This is a genomic window from Actinotalea sp. C106, from assembly GCF_023630195.1.
Taxonomy (GTDB): domain Bacteria; phylum Actinomycetota; class Actinomycetes; order Actinomycetales; family Cellulomonadaceae; genus Actinotalea.
In genome coordinates this window covers 1-21,301 of the sequence record NZ_JALPKN010000023.1, presented here as the reverse complement: position 1 = coordinate 21,301, position 21,301 = coordinate 1, and the positions used below count along the sequence as shown (strand labels likewise).

Annotated in this window: 22 protein-coding genes; 17 read left to right on the top strand and 5 right to left on the bottom strand. The window is 72.6% G+C overall.

Annotated features, from left to right (window positions below; genetic code table 11):
• The 3 genes from L0B03_RS03105 to L0B03_RS03095 all read left to right on the top strand — a co-directional run.
• The coding region (locus L0B03_RS03105; RefSeq protein WP_250443949.1) for a metal ABC transporter substrate-binding protein at nucleotides 1–916 on the top strand (916 nt) is incomplete at its 5' end.
• A gap of 1 nt (nucleotide 917) precedes the next feature.
• Entirely contained in the window at nucleotides 918–1,658 is a 741-nt protein-coding gene (locus L0B03_RS03100; RefSeq protein ID WP_250443947.1) for a metal ABC transporter ATP-binding protein, read from the top strand.
• A 56-nt stretch (nucleotides 1,659–1,714) separates the two neighbouring features.
• Nucleotides 1,715–2,548, top strand: coding sequence for a metal ABC transporter permease (locus tag L0B03_RS03095; RefSeq protein WP_250443950.1), 834 nt, complete (start codon nucleotides 1,715–1,717; stop codon nucleotides 2,546–2,548).
• Nucleotides 2,549–2,561: 13 nt separating this feature from the next.
• Here the strand turns inward: L0B03_RS03095 and L0B03_RS03090 are convergent, their stop codons facing one another.
• The 4 genes from L0B03_RS03090 to L0B03_RS03075 are packed head-to-tail and all read right to left on the bottom strand — an operon-like array spanning nucleotide 2,562 to nucleotide 5,864.
• On the bottom strand, nucleotides 2,562–3,239 hold the full coding sequence (locus tag L0B03_RS03090) for a metal-dependent transcriptional regulator (protein ID WP_250443945.1): 678 nt from the start codon (nucleotides 3,237–3,239) through the stop codon (nucleotides 2,562–2,564).
• A gap of 34 nt (nucleotides 3,240–3,273) precedes the next feature.
• Entirely contained in the window at nucleotides 3,274–4,044 is a 771-nt protein-coding gene (locus L0B03_RS03085; protein WP_250443943.1) for an amino acid ABC transporter ATP-binding protein, read from the bottom strand.
• Nucleotides 4,041–4,928, bottom strand: a complete 888-nt coding sequence (locus L0B03_RS03080) for an amino acid ABC transporter permease (RefSeq protein WP_250443941.1) — start codon at nucleotides 4,926–4,928, stop codon at nucleotides 4,041–4,043. Before L0B03_RS03080 ends, L0B03_RS03085 begins: the two co-directional genes overlap by 4 nt.
• A 36-nt stretch (nucleotides 4,929–4,964) precedes the next feature.
• Nucleotides 4,965–5,864 carry an ABC transporter substrate-binding protein gene (locus L0B03_RS03075; protein ID WP_250443940.1) on the bottom strand — a complete coding sequence of 300 codons (900 nt, stop codon included), beginning with the start codon at nucleotides 5,862–5,864 and terminating at the stop codon, nucleotides 4,965–4,967.
• A 281-nt stretch (nucleotides 5,865–6,145) separates the two neighbouring features.
• Here L0B03_RS03075 and L0B03_RS03070 point away from each other — a divergent pair, with 281 nt between their 5' ends.
• From L0B03_RS03070 to prfB, 9 genes are all read left to right on the top strand, one after another.
• Complete coding sequence (locus L0B03_RS03070) at nucleotides 6,146–7,786, top strand: hypothetical protein (protein WP_250443938.1); 1,641 nt, start codon at nucleotides 6,146–6,148, stop codon at nucleotides 7,784–7,786.
• A 113-nt stretch (nucleotides 7,787–7,899) separates the two neighbouring features.
• Complete coding sequence (locus tag L0B03_RS03065) at nucleotides 7,900–9,126, top strand: ATPase, T2SS/T4P/T4SS family (protein WP_250443936.1); 1,227 nt, start codon at nucleotides 7,900–7,902, stop codon at nucleotides 9,124–9,126.
• A 1-nt stretch (nucleotide 9,127) separates the two neighbouring features.
• Nucleotides 9,128–9,985 carry a type II secretion system F family protein gene (locus L0B03_RS03060; protein ID WP_250443934.1) on the top strand — a complete coding sequence of 286 codons (858 nt, stop codon included), beginning with the start codon at nucleotides 9,128–9,130 and terminating at the stop codon, nucleotides 9,983–9,985.
• Nucleotides 9,982–10,929: a type II secretion system F family protein gene (locus tag L0B03_RS03055; protein ID WP_250443932.1), complete on the top strand. Its 948-nt coding sequence runs from the start codon at nucleotides 9,982–9,984 to the stop codon at nucleotides 10,927–10,929. Before L0B03_RS03060 ends, L0B03_RS03055 begins: the two co-directional genes overlap by 4 nt.
• A 57-nt stretch (nucleotides 10,930–10,986) precedes the next feature.
• Nucleotides 10,987–11,172 carry a hypothetical protein gene (locus L0B03_RS03050; RefSeq protein WP_208055400.1) on the top strand — a complete coding sequence of 62 codons (186 nt, stop codon included), beginning with the start codon at nucleotides 10,987–10,989 and terminating at the stop codon, nucleotides 11,170–11,172.
• Nucleotides 11,156–11,575 carry a TadE family protein gene (locus L0B03_RS03045; RefSeq protein WP_250443931.1) on the top strand — a complete coding sequence of 140 codons (420 nt, stop codon included), beginning with the start codon at nucleotides 11,156–11,158 and terminating at the stop codon, nucleotides 11,573–11,575. The genes L0B03_RS03050 and L0B03_RS03045 overlap by 17 nt, the downstream gene beginning before the upstream one ends.
• On the top strand, nucleotides 11,572–12,102 hold the full coding sequence (locus L0B03_RS03040) for a pilus assembly protein (RefSeq protein WP_250443929.1): 531 nt from the start codon (nucleotides 11,572–11,574) through the stop codon (nucleotides 12,100–12,102). The genes L0B03_RS03045 and L0B03_RS03040 overlap by 4 nt, the downstream gene beginning before the upstream one ends.
• Nucleotides 12,095–12,604: a pilus assembly protein TadG-related protein gene (locus tag L0B03_RS03035; RefSeq protein ID WP_250443927.1), complete on the top strand. Its 510-nt coding sequence runs from the start codon at nucleotides 12,095–12,097 to the stop codon at nucleotides 12,602–12,604. Before L0B03_RS03040 ends, L0B03_RS03035 begins: the two co-directional genes overlap by 8 nt.
• 44 nt (nucleotides 12,605–12,648) lie before the next feature.
• Nucleotides 12,649–13,758, top strand: a complete 1,110-nt coding sequence (gene prfB, locus L0B03_RS03030; protein WP_250443925.1) for a peptide chain release factor 2 — start codon at nucleotides 12,649–12,651, stop codon at nucleotides 13,756–13,758.
• Nucleotides 13,759–13,914: 156 nt separating this feature from the next.
• On the opposite strand, the gene L0B03_RS03025 is transcribed toward prfB, so the two are convergent.
• Nucleotides 13,915–15,273 carry a ferric reductase-like transmembrane domain-containing protein gene (locus tag L0B03_RS03025; protein ID WP_250443923.1) on the bottom strand — a complete coding sequence of 453 codons (1,359 nt, stop codon included), beginning with the start codon at nucleotides 15,271–15,273 and terminating at the stop codon, nucleotides 13,915–13,917.
• A gap of 282 nt (nucleotides 15,274–15,555) precedes the next feature.
• Here L0B03_RS03025 and ftsE point away from each other — a divergent pair, with 282 nt between their 5' ends.
• The 5 genes from ftsE (at nucleotide 15,556) to L0B03_RS03000 (ending at nucleotide 21,151) form a co-directional block, all read left to right on the top strand.
• Nucleotides 15,556–16,245, top strand: coding sequence for a cell division ATP-binding protein FtsE (gene ftsE, locus L0B03_RS03020; RefSeq protein WP_250443921.1), 690 nt, complete (start codon nucleotides 15,556–15,558; stop codon nucleotides 16,243–16,245).
• Nucleotides 16,245–17,159, top strand: a complete 915-nt coding sequence (ftsX, locus tag L0B03_RS03015) for a permease-like cell division protein FtsX (RefSeq protein ID WP_250443919.1) — start codon at nucleotides 16,245–16,247, stop codon at nucleotides 17,157–17,159. The genes ftsE and ftsX overlap by 1 nt, the downstream gene beginning before the upstream one ends.
• Before the next feature lie 2 nt (nucleotides 17,160–17,161).
• A complete protein-coding gene (locus L0B03_RS03010; RefSeq protein ID WP_250443918.1) occupies nucleotides 17,162–18,646 on the top strand; it encodes a M23 family metallopeptidase in 1,485 nt (494 codons plus the stop codon).
• Between the two features lie 79 nt (nucleotides 18,647–18,725).
• On the top strand, nucleotides 18,726–19,196 hold the full coding sequence (gene smpB / locus L0B03_RS03005) for an SsrA-binding protein SmpB (RefSeq protein WP_208055409.1): 471 nt from the start codon (nucleotides 18,726–18,728) through the stop codon (nucleotides 19,194–19,196).
• Nucleotides 19,193–21,151 carry a DUF2207 domain-containing protein gene (locus tag L0B03_RS03000; protein WP_250443915.1) on the top strand — a complete coding sequence of 653 codons (1,959 nt, stop codon included), beginning with the start codon at nucleotides 19,193–19,195 and terminating at the stop codon, nucleotides 21,149–21,151. Before smpB ends, L0B03_RS03000 begins: the two co-directional genes overlap by 4 nt.
• The last annotated feature ends 150 nt before the right edge of the window (nucleotides 21,152–21,301 follow it).

Below are 21,301 nucleotides of genomic sequence, written 5' to 3'. Positions count from 1 at the left end.
GGCCCTCGGTGCCGCGCTCGCCCTGGCCCTCGGCGCCTGCGCGACCGACGGCGAGGCGCCGGCCGGGGGCGCCCCCGAGGACGCCCCCCTGGTCCTGACCACCTTCACGGTGCTCGCCGACATGGCCCAGAACGTCGCCGGGGACCACGTGCGGGTCGAGTCGATCATCAAGCCCGGGGCCGAGGTGCACGGCTACGAGCCCACCCCGGGGGACATCCGTCGCGCCTCGCAGGCCGACCTCGTCCTGGACAACGGCCTGGGACTCGAGGCGTGGTTCGAGCAGTTCGTCGCGGACCTCGACGTGCCCCGCGTCGTCCTCAGCGAGGACGTCGAGCCGATCGACATCACCGGGGACGTCGCTGCGGGGCTGCCCAACCCGCACGCCTGGATGAGCGCGGTCGAGGCCCAGCGCTACGTGGACGCGATCGTGGACGCCCTGAGCGCCCTGGACCCGGCCCACGCCGAGGAGTTCACGGCCAACGGTGCGGCGTACTCCGAGGAGCTCGGCTCGGTCCACGAGGACCTCGTCGAACGGCTCGCCACCCTGCCCGAGGACCAGCGCACCCTGGTGACCTGCGAGGGCGCCTTCTCCTACCTCGCACGGGACGCGGGCCTCGACGAGGCCTACCTGTGGCCGGTCAACGCCGAGCAGCAGTCCACGCCCCGGCGGGTCGTGGAGGTGATCGAGCTCGTCGAGCGTGACGACGTGCCCGCGGTCTTCTGCGAGTCGACCGTCTCGGACGCCGCGATGCGCCAGGTGGCCGAGGCGACGGGGGCCGAGCTCGGCGGGGTCCTGTACGTGGACTCCCTCTCGGAGCCCGACGGGCCGGTGCCCACCTACCTGGACCTGCTGCGGCACGACGCCGAGGTCATCGTCGAGGGACTGACGGGCGACCCGGCCGGGGACGGGGGCTGACATGGCGGCTCCGGCGGTGGACGTCCGCGAGGTCACCGTCCGCTACGGCGAGGTCCTGGCCCTGGACGGGGCGAGCCTGCGGGTCGAGCCCGGGCGCGTCTGCGGTCTGATCGGGATGAACGGCTCGGGCAAGTCCACCCTCTTCAAGACGATCATGGGGCTGGTCACCCCCGAGCACGGCACCGTCGCGGTCGACGGCGGCAGCTCGGCGCGGGCCCGGCGCGCGGGGGCCGTGGCCTACGTCCCGCAGTCCGAGGAGGTCGACTGGTCCTTCCCGCTGACGGTGCGCGACGTCGTCATGATGGGCCGGTACGGGCACCTCGGCCTGACGCGGCGACCGCGCCGGGCGGATCACGAGGCCGTCGACGCGGCTCTCGAGCGGGTGGGTGTGGCCCCCCTCGCCTCGCGTCAGATCGGTCGCCTCTCGGGGGGCCAGCGCAAGCGGGCCTTCGTGGCCCGGGGCATCGCCCAGGGCGCCCGGGTGCTGCTCCTGGACGAGCCCTTCGCCGGGGTCGACCGCGACTCCGAGGCCACCATGGTCCGCCTGCTCCGCGAGCTCGCCGCCGAGGGGGCCGGGATCGTCGTCTCGACCCATGACCTGCATGCCCTGCCCGAGCTGGCCGACGAGGCCGCCCTGCTCATGCGTCGGGTGCTGCTGCACGGCCCGACGGCGCAGGTGCTGCGCCCCGAGAACCTCGCGATGGCCTTCGGCCTGGGCCTGGACGGCAGGGCCGAGCCGTGAGCGCCCTCGCCACGACCGCCGTCGACCTCCTCGTGGACCCGCTGGCCTACGACTTCATGGTCCGGGCGCTGCTGACCACCCTGGTCGCCTCGGTGGTGTGCGCGGTGCTGTCCTGCTGGCTGGTGCTCATCGGCTGGTCCCTCATGGGGGACGCGGTCGCCCACGCCGTGCTGCCCGGCGTCGTCCTCGCCTACGTGGTGGGGGCGCCCTTCGCCCTGGGTGCCGTGGTGTTCGGGTTCCTCGCGGTGGGCCTGATCGGCGTGGTGCGGGACACGAGCCGGGTCAAGGAGGACGCCGCGATCGGCATCGTCTTCACGACCCTCTTCGCGCTGGGGCTGGTGCTCATCTCGGTGACGCCGTCGCAGACCGACCTCAACCACATCATCTTCGGCAACCTGCTGGGCGTGTCCTGGCCCGAGCTCACGCAGGTCATGGTGCTCGGGGCGGTCGTGCTCGCGGTGCTGCTCATCAAGAGCCGGGACTTCACGCTCTACGCCTTCGACCGCACCCACGCCCACGCGATCGGTCTACGTCCCCGGCTGCTGGGCGCGGTGCTCCTCGGTCTGCTGGCCCTCACGGCCGTGGTGGCGCTGCAGGCGGTCGGGGTGGTCCTGGTCGTCGCGATGCTGATCATCCCGGGGGCCACCGCGTACCTGCTGACGGACCGCTTCGGCCGGATGCTGGTGCTGGCCCCGGTCATCTCGGCGAGCTGCGCCGTGATCGGGCTGTACGCGAGCTACTACCTGGACACGGCCCCGGGCGGCACGGTGGTCCTGGCTCAGGGCGCGGCCTTCGCGCTGGTGTACCTGGCGAGCCCGCGGCACGGCCTGCTCGGCACCCGGTGGGCCGCACGACGTCGCCGGCTGCGCCGGGAGCGTGCGGCGGCCTGAGCGGGACGGCCCGTCAGGGGGTGACGGGCGAGACCCAGACGGCGTCGGCGGCTGCCGGGCCGAGGCTGACCCCGTCGCGCCCCTCCGGGCGCACGCCGACGGCCTCGGAGTACGCCGCACCGGCGGAGAGCTCGAGGGTCGCGCCGACCAGCACCCCCGTGTCGGAGAAGTACTGGAGCAGGCCGGGGTCGGCGTCGGAGATGCGCTCGACGACCACCTGGCCGGTGGGCTCGCGGTGCGAGAGCTGGACGGCGTCGGGGATGGTCACGGTGCCGTCCGCGGCGGGGATGGGGTCCCCGTGCGGGTCGCGGGTGGGGAAGCCGAGGAGCTCGTCGATGCGGGTGACCATGAGGTCGGAGACGGCGTGCTCGAGCTCCTCGGCCTCGTCGTGCACCTCGTCCCAGCGGTACCCGAGCACGTTGACGAGGAAGGCCTCGATGAGGCGGTGGCGGCGCACCATGGCCAGGGCGTGGGAACGGCCGAGGTCGGTGAGGGTCACGGCCCCGTAGCGGGTGTGCTCGACGAGCCCCTGGTCGGCGAGCCGGCGCACCGCGTCGGAGACGGTCGAGAGCCGCACCCCCGCGCGCTCGGCGATCATCGTGGCGGTGACGTCGGCCGTGGACCACTCCTGCAGGCCCCAGATGATCTTGACGTAGTTCTGGGCGCTCGACGAGAGCTCGGCGACGGACACGGGTCGAGGGTATCGGGACGGCCCGCCGCGGCCCTCAGGAGGCCAGGCGACTCAGGAAGGTCCGGGTGCGTTCACGCTGCGGGTCGCCGAGCACCTGCTCGGGGGTGCCGCGCTCGTGGACCTGCCCGTCGTGCAGGTAGCAGACCTCGTCGGCGACGCGGCGGGCGAAGCCCATCTCGTGGGTGGCGACGAGCATGGTGCGCCCCTCGCCGCGCAGCTCGGCGAGCAGGTCCAGGACTTCGCCGACCAGCTCGGGGTCCAGCGCCGAGGTGACCTCGTCGAGGAGCAGCAGCTCGGGGCCGTGCACCAGGGCGCGGGCGATCGCGGCGCGTTGCTGCTCCCCGCCCGAGAGCTGGTCGGGGTAGGCCGTGGCCTTGTGGGCCAGGCCCACGCGGCGCAGCATCTCGACCGCGGCGGCGTCGGCCTCCTCGCGTGGTCGGCGGTGCACCAGGCGCAGGGCGAGGGTGACGTTGTCGAGCACGCGCATGTGCGGGAACAGGTTGTAGGCCTGGAACACCATGCCCATGCGGGCGCGCACGGCGTTGGCGTCCAGGCGCGGGTCGGCGACGTCCTGCCCGTCGAGGAGGATCTGCCCGTCGTCGATCTCGTCGAGGAGGTTGACCACCCGCAGCAGGGTCGACTTCCCCGAGCCGGAGGCTCCGATGAGCACCACGCAGCGGTGCCGGTCGACGTCGAGGTCGATGTCGTCGAGGACGACACGGGCCTCCTCGCCGGCCCGGCCACGGGCCGCGGCGGGGGCGGGGTACGTCTTGCGCACGCCGCGCAGGGAGAGCAGGGCCGTCATCGGATGTCCCCTCCCCCGGTGACCGTCGCGAGGGAGCGCCCCCACCCGCGGCGGCGCTGGTAGGCGTCCACGGCGCGGGTCAGCGGGAACGACACCAGGAAGAAGAGCAGCCCGGCCACGACGTAGGGCGTGAAGTTGTAGGTGCCGGTGGTGGCGATCTGCGCGGCACGGATGGCATCGACGGCCCCCAGCACCGAGATGAGACCCGAGTCCTTCTGCAGGGAGATGAGGTTGTTGGCCAGCGGGGCGGTGACGTTGCGCACGGCCTGGGGCAGCACGACGGTGCGCATGCTCTGCGCGCGGCTGAGGCCGAGGGACCGCGCCGCGGCCACCTGCGAGGGGTGCACGGACTCGATGCCCGCGCGGAACACCTCGGCGAGGTAGGCCGTGTAGGTCAGCACGATCGCGAGGGCCCCGAGGAAGGCGCTCGAGGTCGGCAACCACTCGAGGCGCAGGGCCGGGAGGGCGAAGCCCACCAGGTACAGCACCAGGAGCACCGGGACGCCGCGGAAGAGGTCGATGTAGCCGATGGCCAGGGCTCGCACCGGGAAGAGGGCCGGGATCCGGCTGGTGCGCAGGACCGCCAGGGCGAGTCCGAGCAGGGTGCCGACCGTCCCGGCGATGACCCAGACGCGCAGGTTGAGCCACAGCCCTTCGAGGATGGCGGGCAGGGCGGCCCAGGCGTTCTCGGGGTCGAAGAAGGCCGTGCGTGCCCGCTCCCACCCGGGGGCGCCGACGACGACGAGCACCACCGCGGTCACCACCAGGGCGGTGCTGACCAGGGCGACCAGGCCCGAGCGTCGTCGTTGGGCGCGACGGAAGGCGGCCCGCTCGAGGGCGAGGGGCGAGGGCGACCAGGGGCGCGCGCCGGTCGTCTCGCTCACGGTCGCTCCACCGCGGTCATGGGGGTCAGGCCCGGGTCACTCGAGGACGGGGATGTCGTCCGACTTGAGCCACGTGGTGCGCAGCTCGCCCAGGGTGCCGTCCTCCTCGAGGGAGTCGACGGCTTGCGAGACGCAGGTGGTGAGCTCGGAGTCGACGTCGAGCACCAGGCCGTACTGCTCGACGACGCCCTCGTCGGGCAGGGTGCCGATCACCATGGAGTCGGGGAAGTACTCGGTCGAGGCCGCGACGCCCTGGTCGACGTCCATGACCATCGCGTCGATGGTGCCGGACTGCAGGGCCTGCATGCCGTCGCCGGCTGCGCTGTAGGGCGAGATGTCGGCGTCCTCGCCGAAAGCCGCCTCGGAGAGGGTCAGGCTCGTCTGCGCGGCGGTGACGCCGATGCGCGCACCCTCGAGGTCCGCGATCGTGCTCGCGTCGGCGTAGGGGCCGTCCTGCATGACGATGACGCCCTGGCGGGTGGTCAGGTACGGGCTCGAGAAGTCCACGGCCGCGCGGCGCTCGTCGGTGATGGAGGTCTGGTAGGCGGCGACGTCGAAGGGCTTCACGGCGGGGCTGATGATCTGCTCGAAGGTCACCGTCTCCCACTGCACGTCCTCGGCCTGGTACCCGAGCTCGGCGGCGACCGCGTAGATGAGGGCGGACTCGAACCCCTCGCCCGACTCGTACTCGTCGGTGTACCAGGGCAGGTAGGGCTCCCCCGCGCCGACCGTGAGCACCTCGTCGGTCAGGGTCGGCAGGCTGCCCGGCTCGCACTCGGCCTCGGTGGCCTCGGGGGCGGGGGCCGCGGCGTCGTCCTCGGTGGTCTCGGAGGAGCAGCCGGCGAGCACGAGCGCGGTGGCCGCCGCGAGCACGACGCCCCCGGCGCGGGCCGGGGAGGTGGGACGGACGGACTGGGCAGGACGCGCACGACGCATGGGACACCTTCGGGTTGCTGGGCGCCCACGGAGTGATGGGCGCCGGCGGTCGACTCTAGCCGCGATCTCCGACAGGGCCCGCGGGCTCCCCACCGGCTGGGAGAACGCGGGCCCTGTCGCACATCGGCCGGAGATCGGCGGTGCGGCCGTGGGGCTGTACCAGATCACGCGACGGTCTCGTTTCCTCCCCCCGATTGCCCGGGACGGCGGGGCGCGATAGGGCTGGAGGTGCAGCCGAGGTCGGCGCCGCGACGTCGGCCGACTACCACCGGAGCGATCCCATGCGACGAGCACCACTGACCCGCATCTTCGCCGTGACGGCGGCCGGGGCCCTGGTCCTGGTCGGGTGCACCACGGACGAGCCCGACCCGACCACCTCCCCGACGGCCTCGTCACCGGCCGAGACCCCGCAGGCCGACCCTGTCCCGCCGTCCTCCGAGACGCCCTTGACCGAGGACGACCCCGTCGAGGACGTGCCCTTCGGCGAGGAGCAGGATCCCAGCACCTCCCCGCCGTCGGACGACACGACCGACCCGTCGGACCAGCCCGGGCTGAGCCCGACAGGCATGCGCTTCGGGGTGCACGAGACCTTCGACCGCGTGGTGATCGACCTGGCCGGCGAGGGCGAGCCCGGCTGGTCGACCGAGTACACCGGCACCGCGACGGCAGCGGGCTCGGGCGAGACCGTCCAGGTGGCCGGCCAGAGCGTGCTCGAGGTCACGATCGAGGGCGTCGCCCTGCCGACCGAGGAGGGCGCGGCGCAGTGGGAGGGCCCGGAGAGCATCGCCCCGGAGTCCGCCGGTGTGGTCGAGCAGGTCGCTCGGGGCCCGCTGTTCGAGGGTCGGCAGCAGATCTTCGTCGGCGTGGGCTCGGAGGAGGCCTTCCGCGTCTTCGCCCTGGCGGACCCGGCCCGGCTCGTGGTCGACGTCTACCACCCGCAGGTCACGGGGGGCGACGAGCCCCTGCCGGACGCGGACCCGGCGGATGACGAGGCGCCCTTCCCCGCCAACCGCGAGCCGGACACCGCCGAGATGAGCGACGACGCGCGGCTGAGCCCGGTGGACCTGCGCTTCGGGGTGCACGACGGCTTCGACCGCATCGTGCTGGACCTCAGCGGGCCCGGGCAGCCCGGCTGGCTCAGCGAGTACACCGACGACCCGCGCCTGGCCGGCTCGGGACAGCCGGTCGAGCTCGCGGGCGAGGCTGCTCTGACGACCCATGTGCGGGGCGTGGTGTACCCCACCGAGGAGGGGGCCGAGGAGTACGAGGGTCCGCAGCGCTTCCGTCCCGGCTCGGCCGGCGTGGTCCAGGAGGTCGTCTACGGCGCGATCTACGAGGGCCAGCTCGAGCTGTACGTGGGCCTGTCCTCCGAGCAGCCCTTCCGGGTGTTCCAGCTCGAGGATCCGACCCGGGTGGTCATCGACGTCTACCACCCCGAGGAGGCCCCCGCTGAGGAGGCTCCCGAGGGCGACGCGGCGCCCTTCCCCGCCAACCGCCAGCCCGACACCTCCGAGGTGTCGGCCGGGGCCCGGCTGAGCCCGGTGGACCTGCGCTTCGCGGCCCGCGACGGCTTCGACCGCGTGGTCGTGGACCTGGTAGGTGAGGGCACACCGGGCTGGCGCGGGGAGTACGTGGACAACCCCACCCAGCAGGCCGCGGGCGAGCCGGTCTACCTGCAGGGCGAGCACTACCTGCGGATCCTGGTGCGCGGGGTCGTGTACCCCACCGCCGAGGGCGCCCAGCCCTTCGAGGGGCCACGAACGATGCTGCCGGAGTCCGGCGGCGTGATCGAGGAGGTGCGGTACGGGGCCATGTTCGAGGCCCAGGCCGAGATCTGGATCGGGTTGTCCTCCGACGAGCCGTTCCGGGTGTTCGGGCTCGAGGACCCGACGCGCGTGGTGATCGACGTGCAGCACCCGTGAGGTAGGCCCCGACCGTGCAGGTTCACCGGATCGAGTTATCCACACCCGGGTGATTTGGGGGGTTCTGCTCCCCTATGCTCGGGCCGTCGAAGCGGCGGGGCTCAGGGGGATCAGTGGACGGTGTTGCTCTGCTCGAGCACGAGGTGCGCGAGCTGGTCCGTCGGCGCGGCATCGACCCCCTGCGTGACCACGCCTCCCTGCACGAGCTGGTCAGCGCCGTCGTCGCCGACTACGACGAGCGCTCCCTCCGCGGGCACGTCACGCCGCTGCCCGACCCGACCTCGGCGACCAAGGCCGTGCTCGACGCCGTCGCCGGCCTGGGCCCGCTGCAGCAGTACCTCGACGACGACGAGGTCGAGGAGATCTGGATCAACTCCCCCGCCCAGGTCTTCGTCGCACGGCGCGGCGAGCCCGAGCTCACCACCACGATCCTGACCGAGGGGCAGGTCCGCGAGCTCGTCGAGCAGATGCTCCGCCTGTCCGGGCGCCGCCTGGACCTCTCCAGCCCCTTCGTGGACGCGGCGCTGCCGGGCGGCGAACGCCTGCACGTGGTGATCCCCGACATCACCCGCGACGCCTGGGCCGTGAACATCCGCAAGCACGTGGTCCGCGCCACGCACCTCGAGGACCTCGTCTCCCTCGGCTCCCTCACCGGGGCGGCGGCCCAGTTCCTCTCGGCCTCGGTCGCGGCGGGGCTCAACATCCTGGTCTCGGGGCCCACGCAGGCCGGCAAGACGACCATGCTGAACGCACTGGCCGGATCGATCCCTCCCCGCGAGCGCGTGGTCACCTGCGAGGAGGTCTTCGAGGTCAAGATCCCGCACCGCGACGTCGTGGGCCTCCAGTGCCGCCAGCCGAGCCTCGAGGGGACGGGCGAGGTCACCCTGCGCCGCCTGGTCAAGGAGGCGCTGCGGATGCGCCCCAGCCGCATCATCATCGGCGAGGTCCGCGAGGCGGAGAGCCTCGACATGCTCATCGCCCTCAACGCGGGCGTACCGGGGATGTGCACCGTGCACGCCAACAGTGCGCGGGAGGCGCTGACCAAGGTCTGCACGCTGCCCCTCCTGGCCGGGGAGAACGTCTCGGCTGCCTTCGTGGTCCCCACGGTCGCCTCCGCCGTGGACATCGTCGTGCACCTGGACGTCGACGCCCGCGGTCGGCGTCGCACCCGAGAGATCGTCGCCGTGCCGGGGCGCGTCGAGAACGGCGTGGTGGAGGCCACCGACGTCTTCTCCCAGCGGGACGGGGTGCTGCGCCGCGCCGGGGGCTTCCCCCCGCACGCAGACCGCTACGCGCGCGCAGGCATCGACCTCGCCGAGCTCCTGCGGGAGGCGGTCTGACGTGGGAGTGGTGACCGGCCTGCTCCTCGGCGCCGGGCTGTGCCTGGTGCTGTGGGCCCTGACCTCGGAGCCCGCACCACGCCAGCGCCGGAGCCGATGGTCGGAGAACACCAGCGACCTCCTCGTCCAGGCAGGGGCTCCCGGGGTGAGCCCAGGCGCGCTGGTCGGGGCATGCGTGACCACGAGCCTGCTGGTCGGCGTGCTGGCCCTGGCGCTGACCCAGTCACCTGCGGTGGCGACCTGCTTCGCGATGATGGGAGCTGCGGCTCCCCAGGCCCTGGTCCGGGGACGCGCCCGGTCACGCCGCGCCGCGCTGCGCACCGTGTGGCCCGAGGTCGTCGACCACCTGTCCTCCGGCATCCGCGCCGGGCTCTCCCTGCCCGAGGCCCTCGGCCAGCTCGGCACGCGGGGCCCCGTCGAGCTGCGCCCCGCCTTCGCAGCCTTCGCCGAGGACTACCGCGTGAGCGGACGGTTCGGCGACTGCCTCGACACCCTCAAGGCCCGCCTGGCCGACCCGGTGGCCGACCGCATCGTGGAGGCCCTGCGCCTCACCCGCGAGGTGGGCGGCACGGACCTCGGACGGCTCCTGCGCACCCTCGCCGGGTTCCTCCGCGAGGACCTGCGCACGCGAGGCGAGCTCAAGGCCCGGCAGGGGTGGACCGTGAACGCGGCACGCCTGGCCGTCGCCGCCCCCTGGGTCGTCCTCGCCCTGCTGTCGACCCGCCCGGAGGCAGCCTCGGCCTACGACACCCCGGCGGGGGTCGCGGTGCTCGCCACGGGCGCCGGCTCCTCGGTGGTCGCCTACCAGCTGATGGTGCGCATCGGGCGACTGCCCGAGGACGTACGGGTGCTGCGATGACGGCGATGTGGGTGGTCCCCAGCTGGGTAGGGGGCATGGCCGGAGGCCTCGGCGGCCTCGGCATCTGGCTGATCGCGTGGCGGCTCCGCGCCCGGCGCCCGCGGCTCGACGCCCGACTGGCGCCCTACCTGCGTCCCAAGCAGAGCGGATCGCGTCTCCTCCTGACGCCCACCGCCCACTCACCCTTCCCGACCCTCGAGCGCCTGCTGGCCCCCGTGATGCTCGACGCCGTCGGCCTCGTCGAACGCTGGGGGTCTCCGACCGTCGAGCTCCAGCGCCGACTGATGCGGGCCGGCCGAGGGCAGAGCGTCGAGCAGTTCCGTGCCGAGCAGGTGGTCTGGACCGTGCTCGGCACCGCCCTCGGTCTGGCTTTCGCTCTCCTGCTCGTCGCGACCCGCGGCACCCACCCCGTGGCCGGGCTACTGGTCGTCGCGGCCGCGGCGGTCACCGGACTGGTCAGCCGGGACCAGCTGCTCAGCCGCCAGGTCCGGCGCCGCGAAGAGCGGATCCTCGCAGAGCTGCCGACCGTCGCCGAGCTCCTCGCCCTGGCGGTCGGTGCAGGAGAGGGTGCGTCGGGCGCGCTCGATCGGGTCGCTCGCACCACGCACGGGGAGCTTGCCGGGGAGCTGGCCCGGACAGTCGCCGACACGCGAGCCGGGACGCCCCTGACGGTCGCCCTCGACCGCCTCGCCGACCGCACCGGCGTCACGAGCCTCGCCCGCTTCGCCGAGGCCATCTCGGTGGCGGTCGACCGCGGGACACCGCTGGCGGACGTCTTGCGCGCCCAGGCCGACGACGTCCGTGAAGCAGGCCGTCGCGCCCTCATGGAGGCCGGCGGTCGCAAGGAGGTGATCATGATGGTCCCCGTGGTGTTCCTCATCCTTCCGGTGACCGTCGTGTTCGCGGTCTTCCCCGGCCTCGCCGCCCTGCGCATCGACCTGTGACCCGACCACCACCCGACGGCGCGCCTCACCGGCCGCCACCACCCATCAGGAGGACCCGTGCAGCACCACACCGAGGCTGACCTGCCCGACGAGCAGCTGATCTTCGACGACCGGGGCGACGTACCCGGGTGGGTCCTGGTGACCCTCATGACCGCGGGCCTGGTCATCGCCCTGTGGGCCGTCGCAGGTCCCGCGCTGATCGGCGTCTTCGAGAGCGCCATCGCGCGTGTCACCGCGGTCTGAGGGCCCCGACCAGCTGCGCTCCACGCTCCCGCAGGACGGGGAGCGAGGTGCGGCGATCGTCGACTTCGTCCTCGTCGGCGCCCTCACCACGCTCCTCTTCGCCGCCGTGCTGCAGCTCGCCCTGACCCTGCACGTCCGGTCGACGCTCATCGACTGCGCCGCCGAGGGCGCGCGGTACGGCGCCCTGGCCGACCGCGACCCCGCGCACGGCGCCGACCGGGCACGTGAGCTCATCCAGATGTCCTTGTCCCCCCGCTTCGCCCAGGAGGTCACCGCCCAGGCACTGCTGATCGACGGCCTGGACGTGGTGCGCGTCGAGGTCAATGCCCCGCTCCCCCTGGTCGGGCTCCTCGGCCCGTCGACCCTGACGGTCGACGGCCATGCCCTGGACGAGGCCGCATGACCAGCGCGACCCGCGTCTGGTCCGTGCCGTCGCGGTCCGACGCGGGACGGATCGAACCACCGCCCACCTGGGCCGCGGAGCAGACGGAGGTCGACCACGAATCAGGAAGTGCCGTGGTCGAGTTCCTCGGCGTCTCACTGCTCCTCCTGGTGCCGGTCGTCTACCTCGTGATCGTGCTGGCTCAGCTGCAGGCCGCCAGCTTCGCGGTCGACGGCGCGGCCCGTGAGGCCGCCCGGGCCTACACGACCGCCCAGGACGCCGACGGGGCCCACGACCGCGCCGTCTCGGCCGTCGCCCTCGCCCTCGGAGATCAGGGCCTGGACCCGGCGGCCGCCGCCGGAGCCGTCGGGGTCGTGTGCTCGGCCACGTGCCTCGCGCCAGGGTCAGACGTCACCGTGACGGTCGAGGTCGAGGTGCCACTGCCGGGTGTCCCTGGCTTCGTCCGGGCCGTCGTGCCGCTCGCCGTCCCCGTCTCGGCGGTCGCGACAGGTCACGTCGACACCTTCGCGGGGCACGGCGGTGAGTGAACCCCGCCGTCACGTCCGCACGTGGACGAGGCGCCTGCGCCACCGCATCACCGGCCCCCACCGTGACGAGGGCCAGATCCTCCTGCTGTCGATCGCCTACGGGGTGCTCGCCCTGCTCCTCGTCACCGTGGTGGTCTCGGCGAGCAGCATCCACCTCGAACGCAAGCGTCTGCTCGCCCTCGCCGACCACGTCGCGCTGGCCGCCGCCGACGCCCTCGACGAGGACGTCTACTACGGGCGCGGTGACGCGCTGCCGCCCGACGGCGGGCTCGTCGTCCTCACCCCGGACTCGGTGCGTGCTGCCGCCGAGGACCAGCTCGCCGTCTCACCCGCGACCGGGCGGCTGACCGGCGTCCACGTCGTCAGCACTGCCACCCCCGACGAGCGCACCGCCGAGGTCACCCTCGCCGCCCGCGCACAACCACCGCTGATCAGCGCGATCACCTCACTCTGGTCCGACGGCATCCGCCTCGAGGCCACGGCGCGGGCCCGCACCCAGTAGGGCCCCGAATGCCCCTCGGCCACGAGCAGGTAACCTCGACCACCGTGGCAGCCACCGACTTCTCCGCCGAGATCGCCGCACTGCGGACCACCTTCGGGACCATCAGTGCCGTGACCGACCCGGACGCCCTGCGCTCCCGGATCGCCGAGCTCTCCGACCAGGCCTCGGCCCCTGACCTGTGGGACGACACCGCCGCCGCGCAGAAGGTCACCTCCGAGCTGTCCCACGCGCAGACCGACCTCGAGCGCATCGAGGGCTTCGACCAGCGCATCGAGGACCTCGAGACCCTCGTCGAGATGGCCCGCGAGGAGGCCGACGAGGACACCCTCGCCGACGCCGAGAACGAGCTCGAGACCCTGCGCAAGGACCTGGGCGCCCTCGAGGTCCGCACCCTGCTCAACGGCCACTACGACGCCCGCGAGGCCGTCGTCACCATCCGCGCGGGGGCCGGCGGCGTCGACGCCGCGGACTTCGCCGAGATGCTGCTGCGCATGTACCTGCGGTGGGCCGAGCGCCACGGCTACCCCACCCAGGTGCTCGACACCTCCTACGCCGAGGAGGCCGGGCTCAAGTCCGCGACCTTCGAGGTGCAGGTGCCCTACGCCTTCGGCACCCTGTCGGTCGAGGCCGGCACCCACCGGCTGGTGCGCATCTCCCCCTTCGACAACCAGGGCCGCCGCCAGACGAGCTTCGCCGCGGTCGAGGTGGTCCCGCTCATCGAGCAGACCGACCACATCGAGATCCCCGAGAACGAGATCAAGGTCGACGTCTTCCGCTCCTCGGGCCCCGGCGGCCAGTCGGTCAACACCACCGACTCCGCGGTGCGCCTCACCCACATCCCCACCGGCACGGTCGTGTCGATGCAGAACGAGAAGAGCCAGATCCAGAACCGCGCGGCGGCCCTGCGCGTGCTGCAGTCCCGGCTCCTCGTGCTGCGCCAGGCCGAGGAGAAGGCCACCAAGAAGGAGCTCGCGGGGGACATCAAGGCCAGCTGGGGCGACCAGATGCGGTCCTACGTGCTGCAGCCCTACCAGATGGTCAAGGACCTGCGCACCGAGTTCGAGGTCGGCACCCCGAGCGCCGTGTTCGACGGCGACATCGACGGGTTCATCGAGGCCGGCATCCGTTGGCGCCGAGGCGGCAACGAGAGCTGACCCGGCAGCGCCGAGAGCCGAGCCCCCGGTCGGGCCGTCCGCCGGCCCTCAGTTCTGAGTCGCCAGCACGGCGAAGACCAGGACGGCGGCCAGCACCAGCCCCGCCATGAGCCACACCGCGGTGCGCACGAGCTGATGTCGCACTGCTCAACCTCCTCACACGAGCTCGAAGAGCTCGAGATGGACATGGTCGTCCGGGACCCCACGCTCCGCGAGCGCTGCCTGGACGGCGTCGGTCATGGGGACCGGCCCGCACAGGAAGTACCGCGCCCGCTGGTACCCCTCCCCCAGGTGGCGGTCCAGCACCTCGCCGTCGATGAACCCGCTCTCCCCGTCCCACTCCGCGGGCGGGTCCTCCAGGACGTGCACCACCGTGAGGTCCAGGCGGTCGCGCAGCTCCTCGAGCTCGTCGCGGTAGGGCACGTCCTCCCACGTCGGGTTTCCCAGGACGAGCAGGCATGGGCGGGCGTCCTGCCGGTCGGCAAGGGTGCGGAGCATGCTCAGCACCGGGGCTATGCCGATACCACCCACCACGAAGACGAAGCGCGGCCCCTCGTGCCGCTCGTAGCTGAACACGCCGTACGGCCCGTCAAGGTACGCGCGGGTCCCGGGCTCGAGGTCCCCCACGGTCGAGGTGAAGTCCCCGGCCTCCGAGATGGCGAACTGCACCGCCCCGGGCTCCTCGGCCGAGGACGAGATCGAGAAGGGGTGCTCCCGCACCGCGTACGGCGAGCGCCCGAACGTGACCCAGGCGAACTGCCCGGGGGCGAAGCGCAGGCCCTCGTGCCCGACGGGCCTGAGCTCGACCGTCCACGACGAACCTCGCGCCGGCGTCACCGAGGCGACCTCCCAGGGTCGACGCCGCTCCCGCCACGGCTGCACGAGGTAGACGTTCACCAGCAACGCCACGAACGCCGCGGACATCACGATCCACAGGCTCCGCTTCCAGAACCCGTCGACGTAGTACCCGACCTGCTCGATGTGCACGAGGGCCGCCACGACGACCACGGCCGCCAGGGAGCCGTGCAGCACCCGCCACACCTCGTACCGGAGCCGCAGCCGACGGCGCCAGACCGAGGTGGCGACCAGCACGAGCAGTGCGAGGACGGAGAGCACCCCGAACCGGGCCTGCCAGTCGGCCTCGACCAGGTTCAGGACCTCGATCATCTCCGGCTGCGTCACGAAGATGATCCCCGGGTGGGCCAGGACGAAGACCATCGCGACGTAGGAGATCTCCCGGTGGAACTGCAGGACGGCGTCCAGCCCGAACGGGGCGTTGATCGCCGAGAACCGGCTGACCACCGCGAACTGGAGCCCCAGCATCGACAGCCCCACGAACCCCAGCCCGACGGAGATCTCGGTCCACAGGTCCCGACCAGGCGGCGGGTTCGCGGACACGGCGACCAGCAGGGGCACCACGGTGACGAGCAGGTAGAGCATGAACCAGGCGGCACCACCCGCCGCGACGCCGACCCCCGCCGACCGCGAGGGCGCGCCACCTCCTGCCTGTGCCATGCGCCTCCCTCGTCGCAGCCCGTGACCCTGACAGCCTCGGAGCGTTCACCCACCGTGCCGTCACGCAAGGGTCACCGCATCTCGGGAGGGGCCCCGCAGGCTCGGTGTCAGGCTCTGTGACCACTTGTCCGCCTTCGGCCCGGGGTCCGCACGGCCCAGGCGGCGTGTCACGACGGCGGGCGACGCCCCGCCTGCCTACTCTCGATCCGGCGTGCGCCGCGACCGCTTCTGGTGGTCGGGGCACGTGCCGCACCCACACCCCCCTGAGAGTGGCCTGCACCCGTGATCCGATTCGAGAACGTCACCAAGGTCTATGCGCGCGGCGCCCGCCCGGCGCTCGACGCCATCGACCTCGAGGTCGAGCGCGGAGAGTTCCTCTTCATGGTCGGCGCCTCGGGCTCGGGCAAGTCGACCTTCCTGCGCCTGGTCCTGCGTGAGGAACGGCCCAGCGCGGGCCGCATCTTCGTCGCCGGCAAGGAGCTCTCGACCCTGTCCACGTGGAAGGTCCCGCACCTGCGCCGTCAGATCGGCGCGGTGTTCCAGGACTTCCGGCTGCTGCCCAACAAGACGGTCTTCGAGAACGTGGCCTTCGCGCTGCAAGTCATCGGCAAGCCCCGCCACCACATCCTCACCACCGTCCCGGACACCCTCGAGCTGGTCGGCCTGGGCGGCAAGGAGAAGCGGCTCCCGCACGAGCTCTCGGGCGGCGAGCAGCAGCGCGTCGCGATCGCCCGCGCCTTCGTCAACCGGCCCTCGATCCTCCTCGCGGACGAGCCCACCGGAAACCTCGACCCCACCACCTCGGTCGGCATCATGCGCCTGCTCGACCGCATCAACCGCACCGGGACCACGGTCGTCATGGCCACCCACGACGACGAGATCGTCGACCAGATGCGCAAGCGCGTGGTCGAGCTCGAGTCCGGCCAGATGGTCCGTGACCAGTCCCGCGGCGTCTACGGATCGGCTCGCTGATGCGACTGCAGTTCATCCTGTCCGAGATCGGCATCGGGCTGCGCCGCAACCTGTCGATGGCCGTCTCGGTGATCCTCGTGACCTTCGTGTCGCTGACCTTCGTCGGCGCCGCCGGGCTGCTCCAGCTGCAGATCGGCGAGATGAAGGACGACTGGTACGACCAGGTCGAGGTCACCATCTACCTGTGCCCGCAGGACTCCGACGTCCCCACCTGCGCCGGCGGTCAGATCAGCGACGAGCAGACCCAGGCCCTGCGCGAGGAGCTCGACTCCCCAGCCATGGCCGACTACGTCGAGCAGGCCTACTACGAGAGCCAGGAGGAGGCCTACGACGCCTTCCAGGAGCGCTTCGCCGACGAGTGGTGGGCCCAGGGCCTGACCGCCGACCAGATGCAGGCCTCCTTCCGGGTGGCCCTGGTCGACCCGTCCCAGTACCAGGTGGTCGCCGACCAGTTCACCGGCCGCCAGGGCGTCGAGGACGTGCGTGACCCGCGGGCCGTCGTCGAACCCCTGATCCTGGTGATGAACCGGCTGAGCCTGGTGGCCGCGGGCATCGCCGGGATCATGCTGCTCGCCGCCGTGCTGCTCATCACGACCACCATCCGCCTGTCGGCCATGAGCCGCCGTCGCGAGACGGGCATCATGCGTCTGGTCGGCGCCTCCAACCTGTTCATCCAGCTGCCGTTCATGCTCGAGGGTGCGATCGCCGCGACCATCGGGGCGGTCATGGCCGTCGCCGGGCTGTGGTTCGGCATGAGGTACCTGGTCGAGGACTGGTTGGCGCAGTCGGTGCAGTTCATCCCCTACGTGGGGACCGACGAGGTGTGGATGATCGCCCCCCTGCTCGTGGCCGTCGCGATCGCCCTGGCGGCGATCTCCTCGGTGGTCACCCTGAGCCGTTACACGAAGGTCTGACGATGCGCCCCCTCCCCCGCCCCAGCCGTCCCGCCGCGTCATCGTCGGGCGCCGCACGACGCCGGTTCTCGCCCGGACGCGTCCGGGCCGGCCTGGCCGGGGGGCTGGCCACGCTGCTGCTGGGCGTCGGGCTGATCTCCCCGACCGGCCCCGCCCTCGCCAGCAGCCTCGAGGACCAGCGCGAGAAGACCGAGGCCGAGCAGCGCGCGACCGACGCGGCGATGGAGGACCTCGAGGCGCACCTCGAGGACACCGACGCCGACCTCATCGCGACCCAGGCCGAGCTCGAGGGCATCGAGGCGCGCATCCCCGCCGCCGAGGCCGAGCTCGCCGAGGCCGAGAACCTCCTGGCCGAGCTGCAGCTCGAGGCCGCGCTGATCGCCGAGCGACTCGTGGACGCCGAGGTGCTCGAGGAGAGCATCAGCACCAAGATCGACGAGGACGACGCCCGCACCGACCTCACGCGCTCGGCGATCGGCCAGATGGCTCGTGAGGCGTACAAGGGCGACATGACGGCGTCCTCCCTGTCGGCCGTGCTCGGCGCGCAGGACACCGACGACTTCGTCACCCAGTCCGCCATGGCCACCACGGCACTGCGCACCCAGACCCAGGCCCTGCGCGACCTCGAGCAGCTCAACGGGGTCAACCGGAACCGTCAGGTGCGCCTCGAGGCCGTGCGTGAGGAGATCACCGGGCTCAAGGCCGAGGCCGACGCCAAGGTCGTGGAGGCCGAGGCGGCGCGCGAGCAGGCCGAGGCGCGCAAGGTCGAGCTCGACACCCTGCTCGACCAGCAGCAGGTCAAGCTCGCCCAGATCGAGGACAAGCGCGAGGAGTACCTCGCCGACAAGGCCCAGCTCGAGCGCCAGCAGCAGTCCCTCGAGGGCGACCTCAAGGAGATCATCCGCAAGGAGCAGGAGGCCGAGGCCAAGCGCCTCGCCGAGGAGGAGGCCCGGCGCAAGGCTGCCGAGAAGGCCGCGGCCAGCAGCGGCTCCTCGGGCGGGTCCTCCGGTGGATCGTCGGGGGGATCCTCCTCCGGGGGCTCCTCGGGCGGCAGCTCCGGGGGCTCATCAGGCGGCACGCCAGGCGCGGTGCTGAGCTACCCGAGCCCGATGAACCCGCCGTTCGTGACCTCCGAGTACGGCTGGCGCGTGCACCCCGTGTACGGCGACCTCCGCCTCCACGCCGGCACCGACTTCCGCGCGTACTGCGGTACACCGATCATCTCCGCCGGCTCGGGGACGGTGCAGTGGTCCTACTACCGCGGGGGCTTCGGCAACCAGGTGATGATCAACCACGGGTACCACAACGGCTCCTCGCTCATGACGAGCTACAACCACCTCTCGCGCTTCGCCGTGAGCGCCGGCCAGCAGGTCAGCGCGGGCACGGTGATCGGCTACTCAGGGACCACCGGCACCTCGACGGCGTGCCACCTGCACTTCGAGGTGTACGTCAACGGCTCGACCCAGAACCCGCGCAGCTTCTTCTGAGAGGCCGCGGCGGCTCCTCGTCACGCCCTGCGCGGGAAATGCGGAGCCGGGGGCCGTCCCGATCGCCTAGCCTGGCCTGATGGCCAAGGAGACAGGGCGCAAGCTCGTCGCGAGCAACAAGAAGGCGCGGCACGACTTTCACATCGACGACACGTTCGAGGCGGGCATCGTGCTGACCGGCACCGAGGTCAAGGCCCTGCGTGCCGGACGAGCCTCCTTGGTGGACGGGTTCGTGCAGGTGGACCGCGGTGAGGCCTGGCTCGAGGGGGTCCACATCCCCGAGTACACCGAGGGCACCTGGACCAACCACGCCCCGCGGCGCAAGCGCAAGCTCCTGCTGCACAAGCACCAGATCGTCGAGATCGAGCACGAGTCCCAGGGCAAGGGCCACACGGTCATCCCCCTGGCCCTGTACTTCGTCGACGGGCGAGCCAAGGTCGAGATCGCCCTGGCCCGCGGCAAGAAGGAGTACGACAAGCGCCACGCGCTGCGCGAGCGCCAGGAGGTCCGCGAGGCCCAGGCCGCGATGAGCCTGCGGAAGAACCGGTGAGGGCCGCCCGCCCCACCACCACGACCACCAGCCCGGCTCCTCCGCCGCACCGCGTCCGTGCCGCTGCACGGGGTGGCCTCACCCTCCTCGCAGGAGCCGTCCTCGCCCTGGTCGGCGCCGCCCCCGCCGCGGCGGAGTCCGAGGACGTCTCGCCGGACGACCGCGTCGCGGCCTACGACCTCGCGATCGACCTCGACGAGCAGGGCATCGCCGACGTCACCCTCGACCTGACCATGGACTTCGGCTCCGAGCCCAACCGCGGCCCGTACCTGACCTACCCGGTCAAGCAGCGCTTCGACGACGAGCAGGACCGCGTCTACCGGATCACCGACGTGCAGGCCACGAGCGAGACCGCCCCGACCGAGGTGGACGTCGAGGAAAACGGCCGGTGGCTCGAGATCCGCATCGGCGACCCGGACGAGAACACCCTCACCGGTGAGCACTCCTACCAGGTGACCTTCCAGGTCGAGGGCTGGGTCAACGCCGCGGACTACCCGTGGCCCGACGGCGCCCTCGAGCGCGACGAGCTCTACCTCAACGTCCTGACCGACTGGGCCCTGCCCGTCGAGGACGTCACCGTCACGGTCGACGCTCCGGCGGAGCCCGTCGACGGTACCTGCGGGGTCGCTGAGGACGCTCCGTGCCAGGACGCCCGGGCGGCCGAGGGCGGGGCGAGCTTCACGCACGACCTCGTCCCCGCCGGCACCCCGTTCACGGTCGCGGCCGCCTACCCACCGGGCACCTTCGCCGGGGTCGAGCCCGTCCTCATCGACCGGTGGGCCCTCGACCGCGCCTACGCCCTGACCCCCGTCACCGGTGGTCTGGCGGCGCTCATCGGCGTCGGCGGCGTGCTGCTCGTGCTGCGTCGCGTCCGGCGCCAGGGGCGGGACGAGCAGTTCCTCGGCCTGACACCGGGACTGCTGCCCGCGGGCGACCAGGAGCACGCCGTCGGCCCGCGGCGTCGTGGGCCGACCGCCGTGCAGTTCACCCCACCGGCAGGTCTGCACGCAGGCCAGCTGGGGACCTTGGTCGACGAGACGGCCGACCCGCACGACGTCACCGCGACGATCATCGATCTCGCGGTCCGTGGGTACCTGGTCATCGAGCAGATCGACCCTGCCGAGGTCGCTGCGGCCGCCGCAGAGGCTGACGGCACCGACGCCGACCCGGCCGACGAGGACGCCGAGAAGGACTGGCGCCTCATCCGCACCGAGCGGCCCGCGACCGATCTACTCCCCTACGAGAGGACCCTCCTCGCGGAGATCTTCACCGACCGTGACCAGGTCACCCTGGCCGACCTGCGCACGAGCTTCCACGCCTCGATGACCAAGGTGCAGGGCGAGCTGTACGACGAGGTCACCGATCGCGGCTGGTTCCGCGGCAACCCGCAGAAGGCCCGGACGCGCTGGGGCCTGCAGGGCCTGCTGCTGACCGTCGTGGGGGGGCTGCTGGCCGTCGGGCTGGGCATCTGGACGTCGTTCGGCCTGGTAGGCCTCGCCGCCGTCGTGCCGGGGGTCCTCATGCTCGCGACGACGGGCAAGGCCCCCGCACGCACGGCTCGCGGCACCGCGGTGCTCGTCCAGGCCGAGGGCTTCCGGCAGTACCTCGCCACGGCCGAGGCCGGCCAGCTGCGCTTCGAGGAGGGCGAGGACCTGTTCAGCCGGTACCTGCCCTTCGCGGTGGCCTTCGAGCTGACCGAGCGGTGGGCGCAGGTCTTCGCCGACCTCGCCGCGCAGGGACGTGAGCTCCCCGAGCCCACCTGGTACGTCGGGCACTACGGGTACGCCGGGTTCTGGGCCGGGGCCGCGACCCTGGGCAGCGACCTGTCGAGCTTCACGCACATCGCCGACACGGCGATCTCGGCACCGACCGCGGGCTCCGGGGGGTCCTCGGGGTTCAGCGGCGGTGGGTTCTCGGGCGGCGGCGTCGGCGGCGGGGGCGGCGGGTCCTGGTGACCCCGCCGCTCCATCCGCCGCCCCCTGCCGGGATGCCTGAGCCGGGCTAGAGCCCGAGGGTCTCCCGGACCTCCGCAGCGACCATGCCCGTGGCCGCGGCCCGGGCGCCCTCCGCGTCAGGTGCGCCGAGGGCGGCCGAAGTCGGAGGCC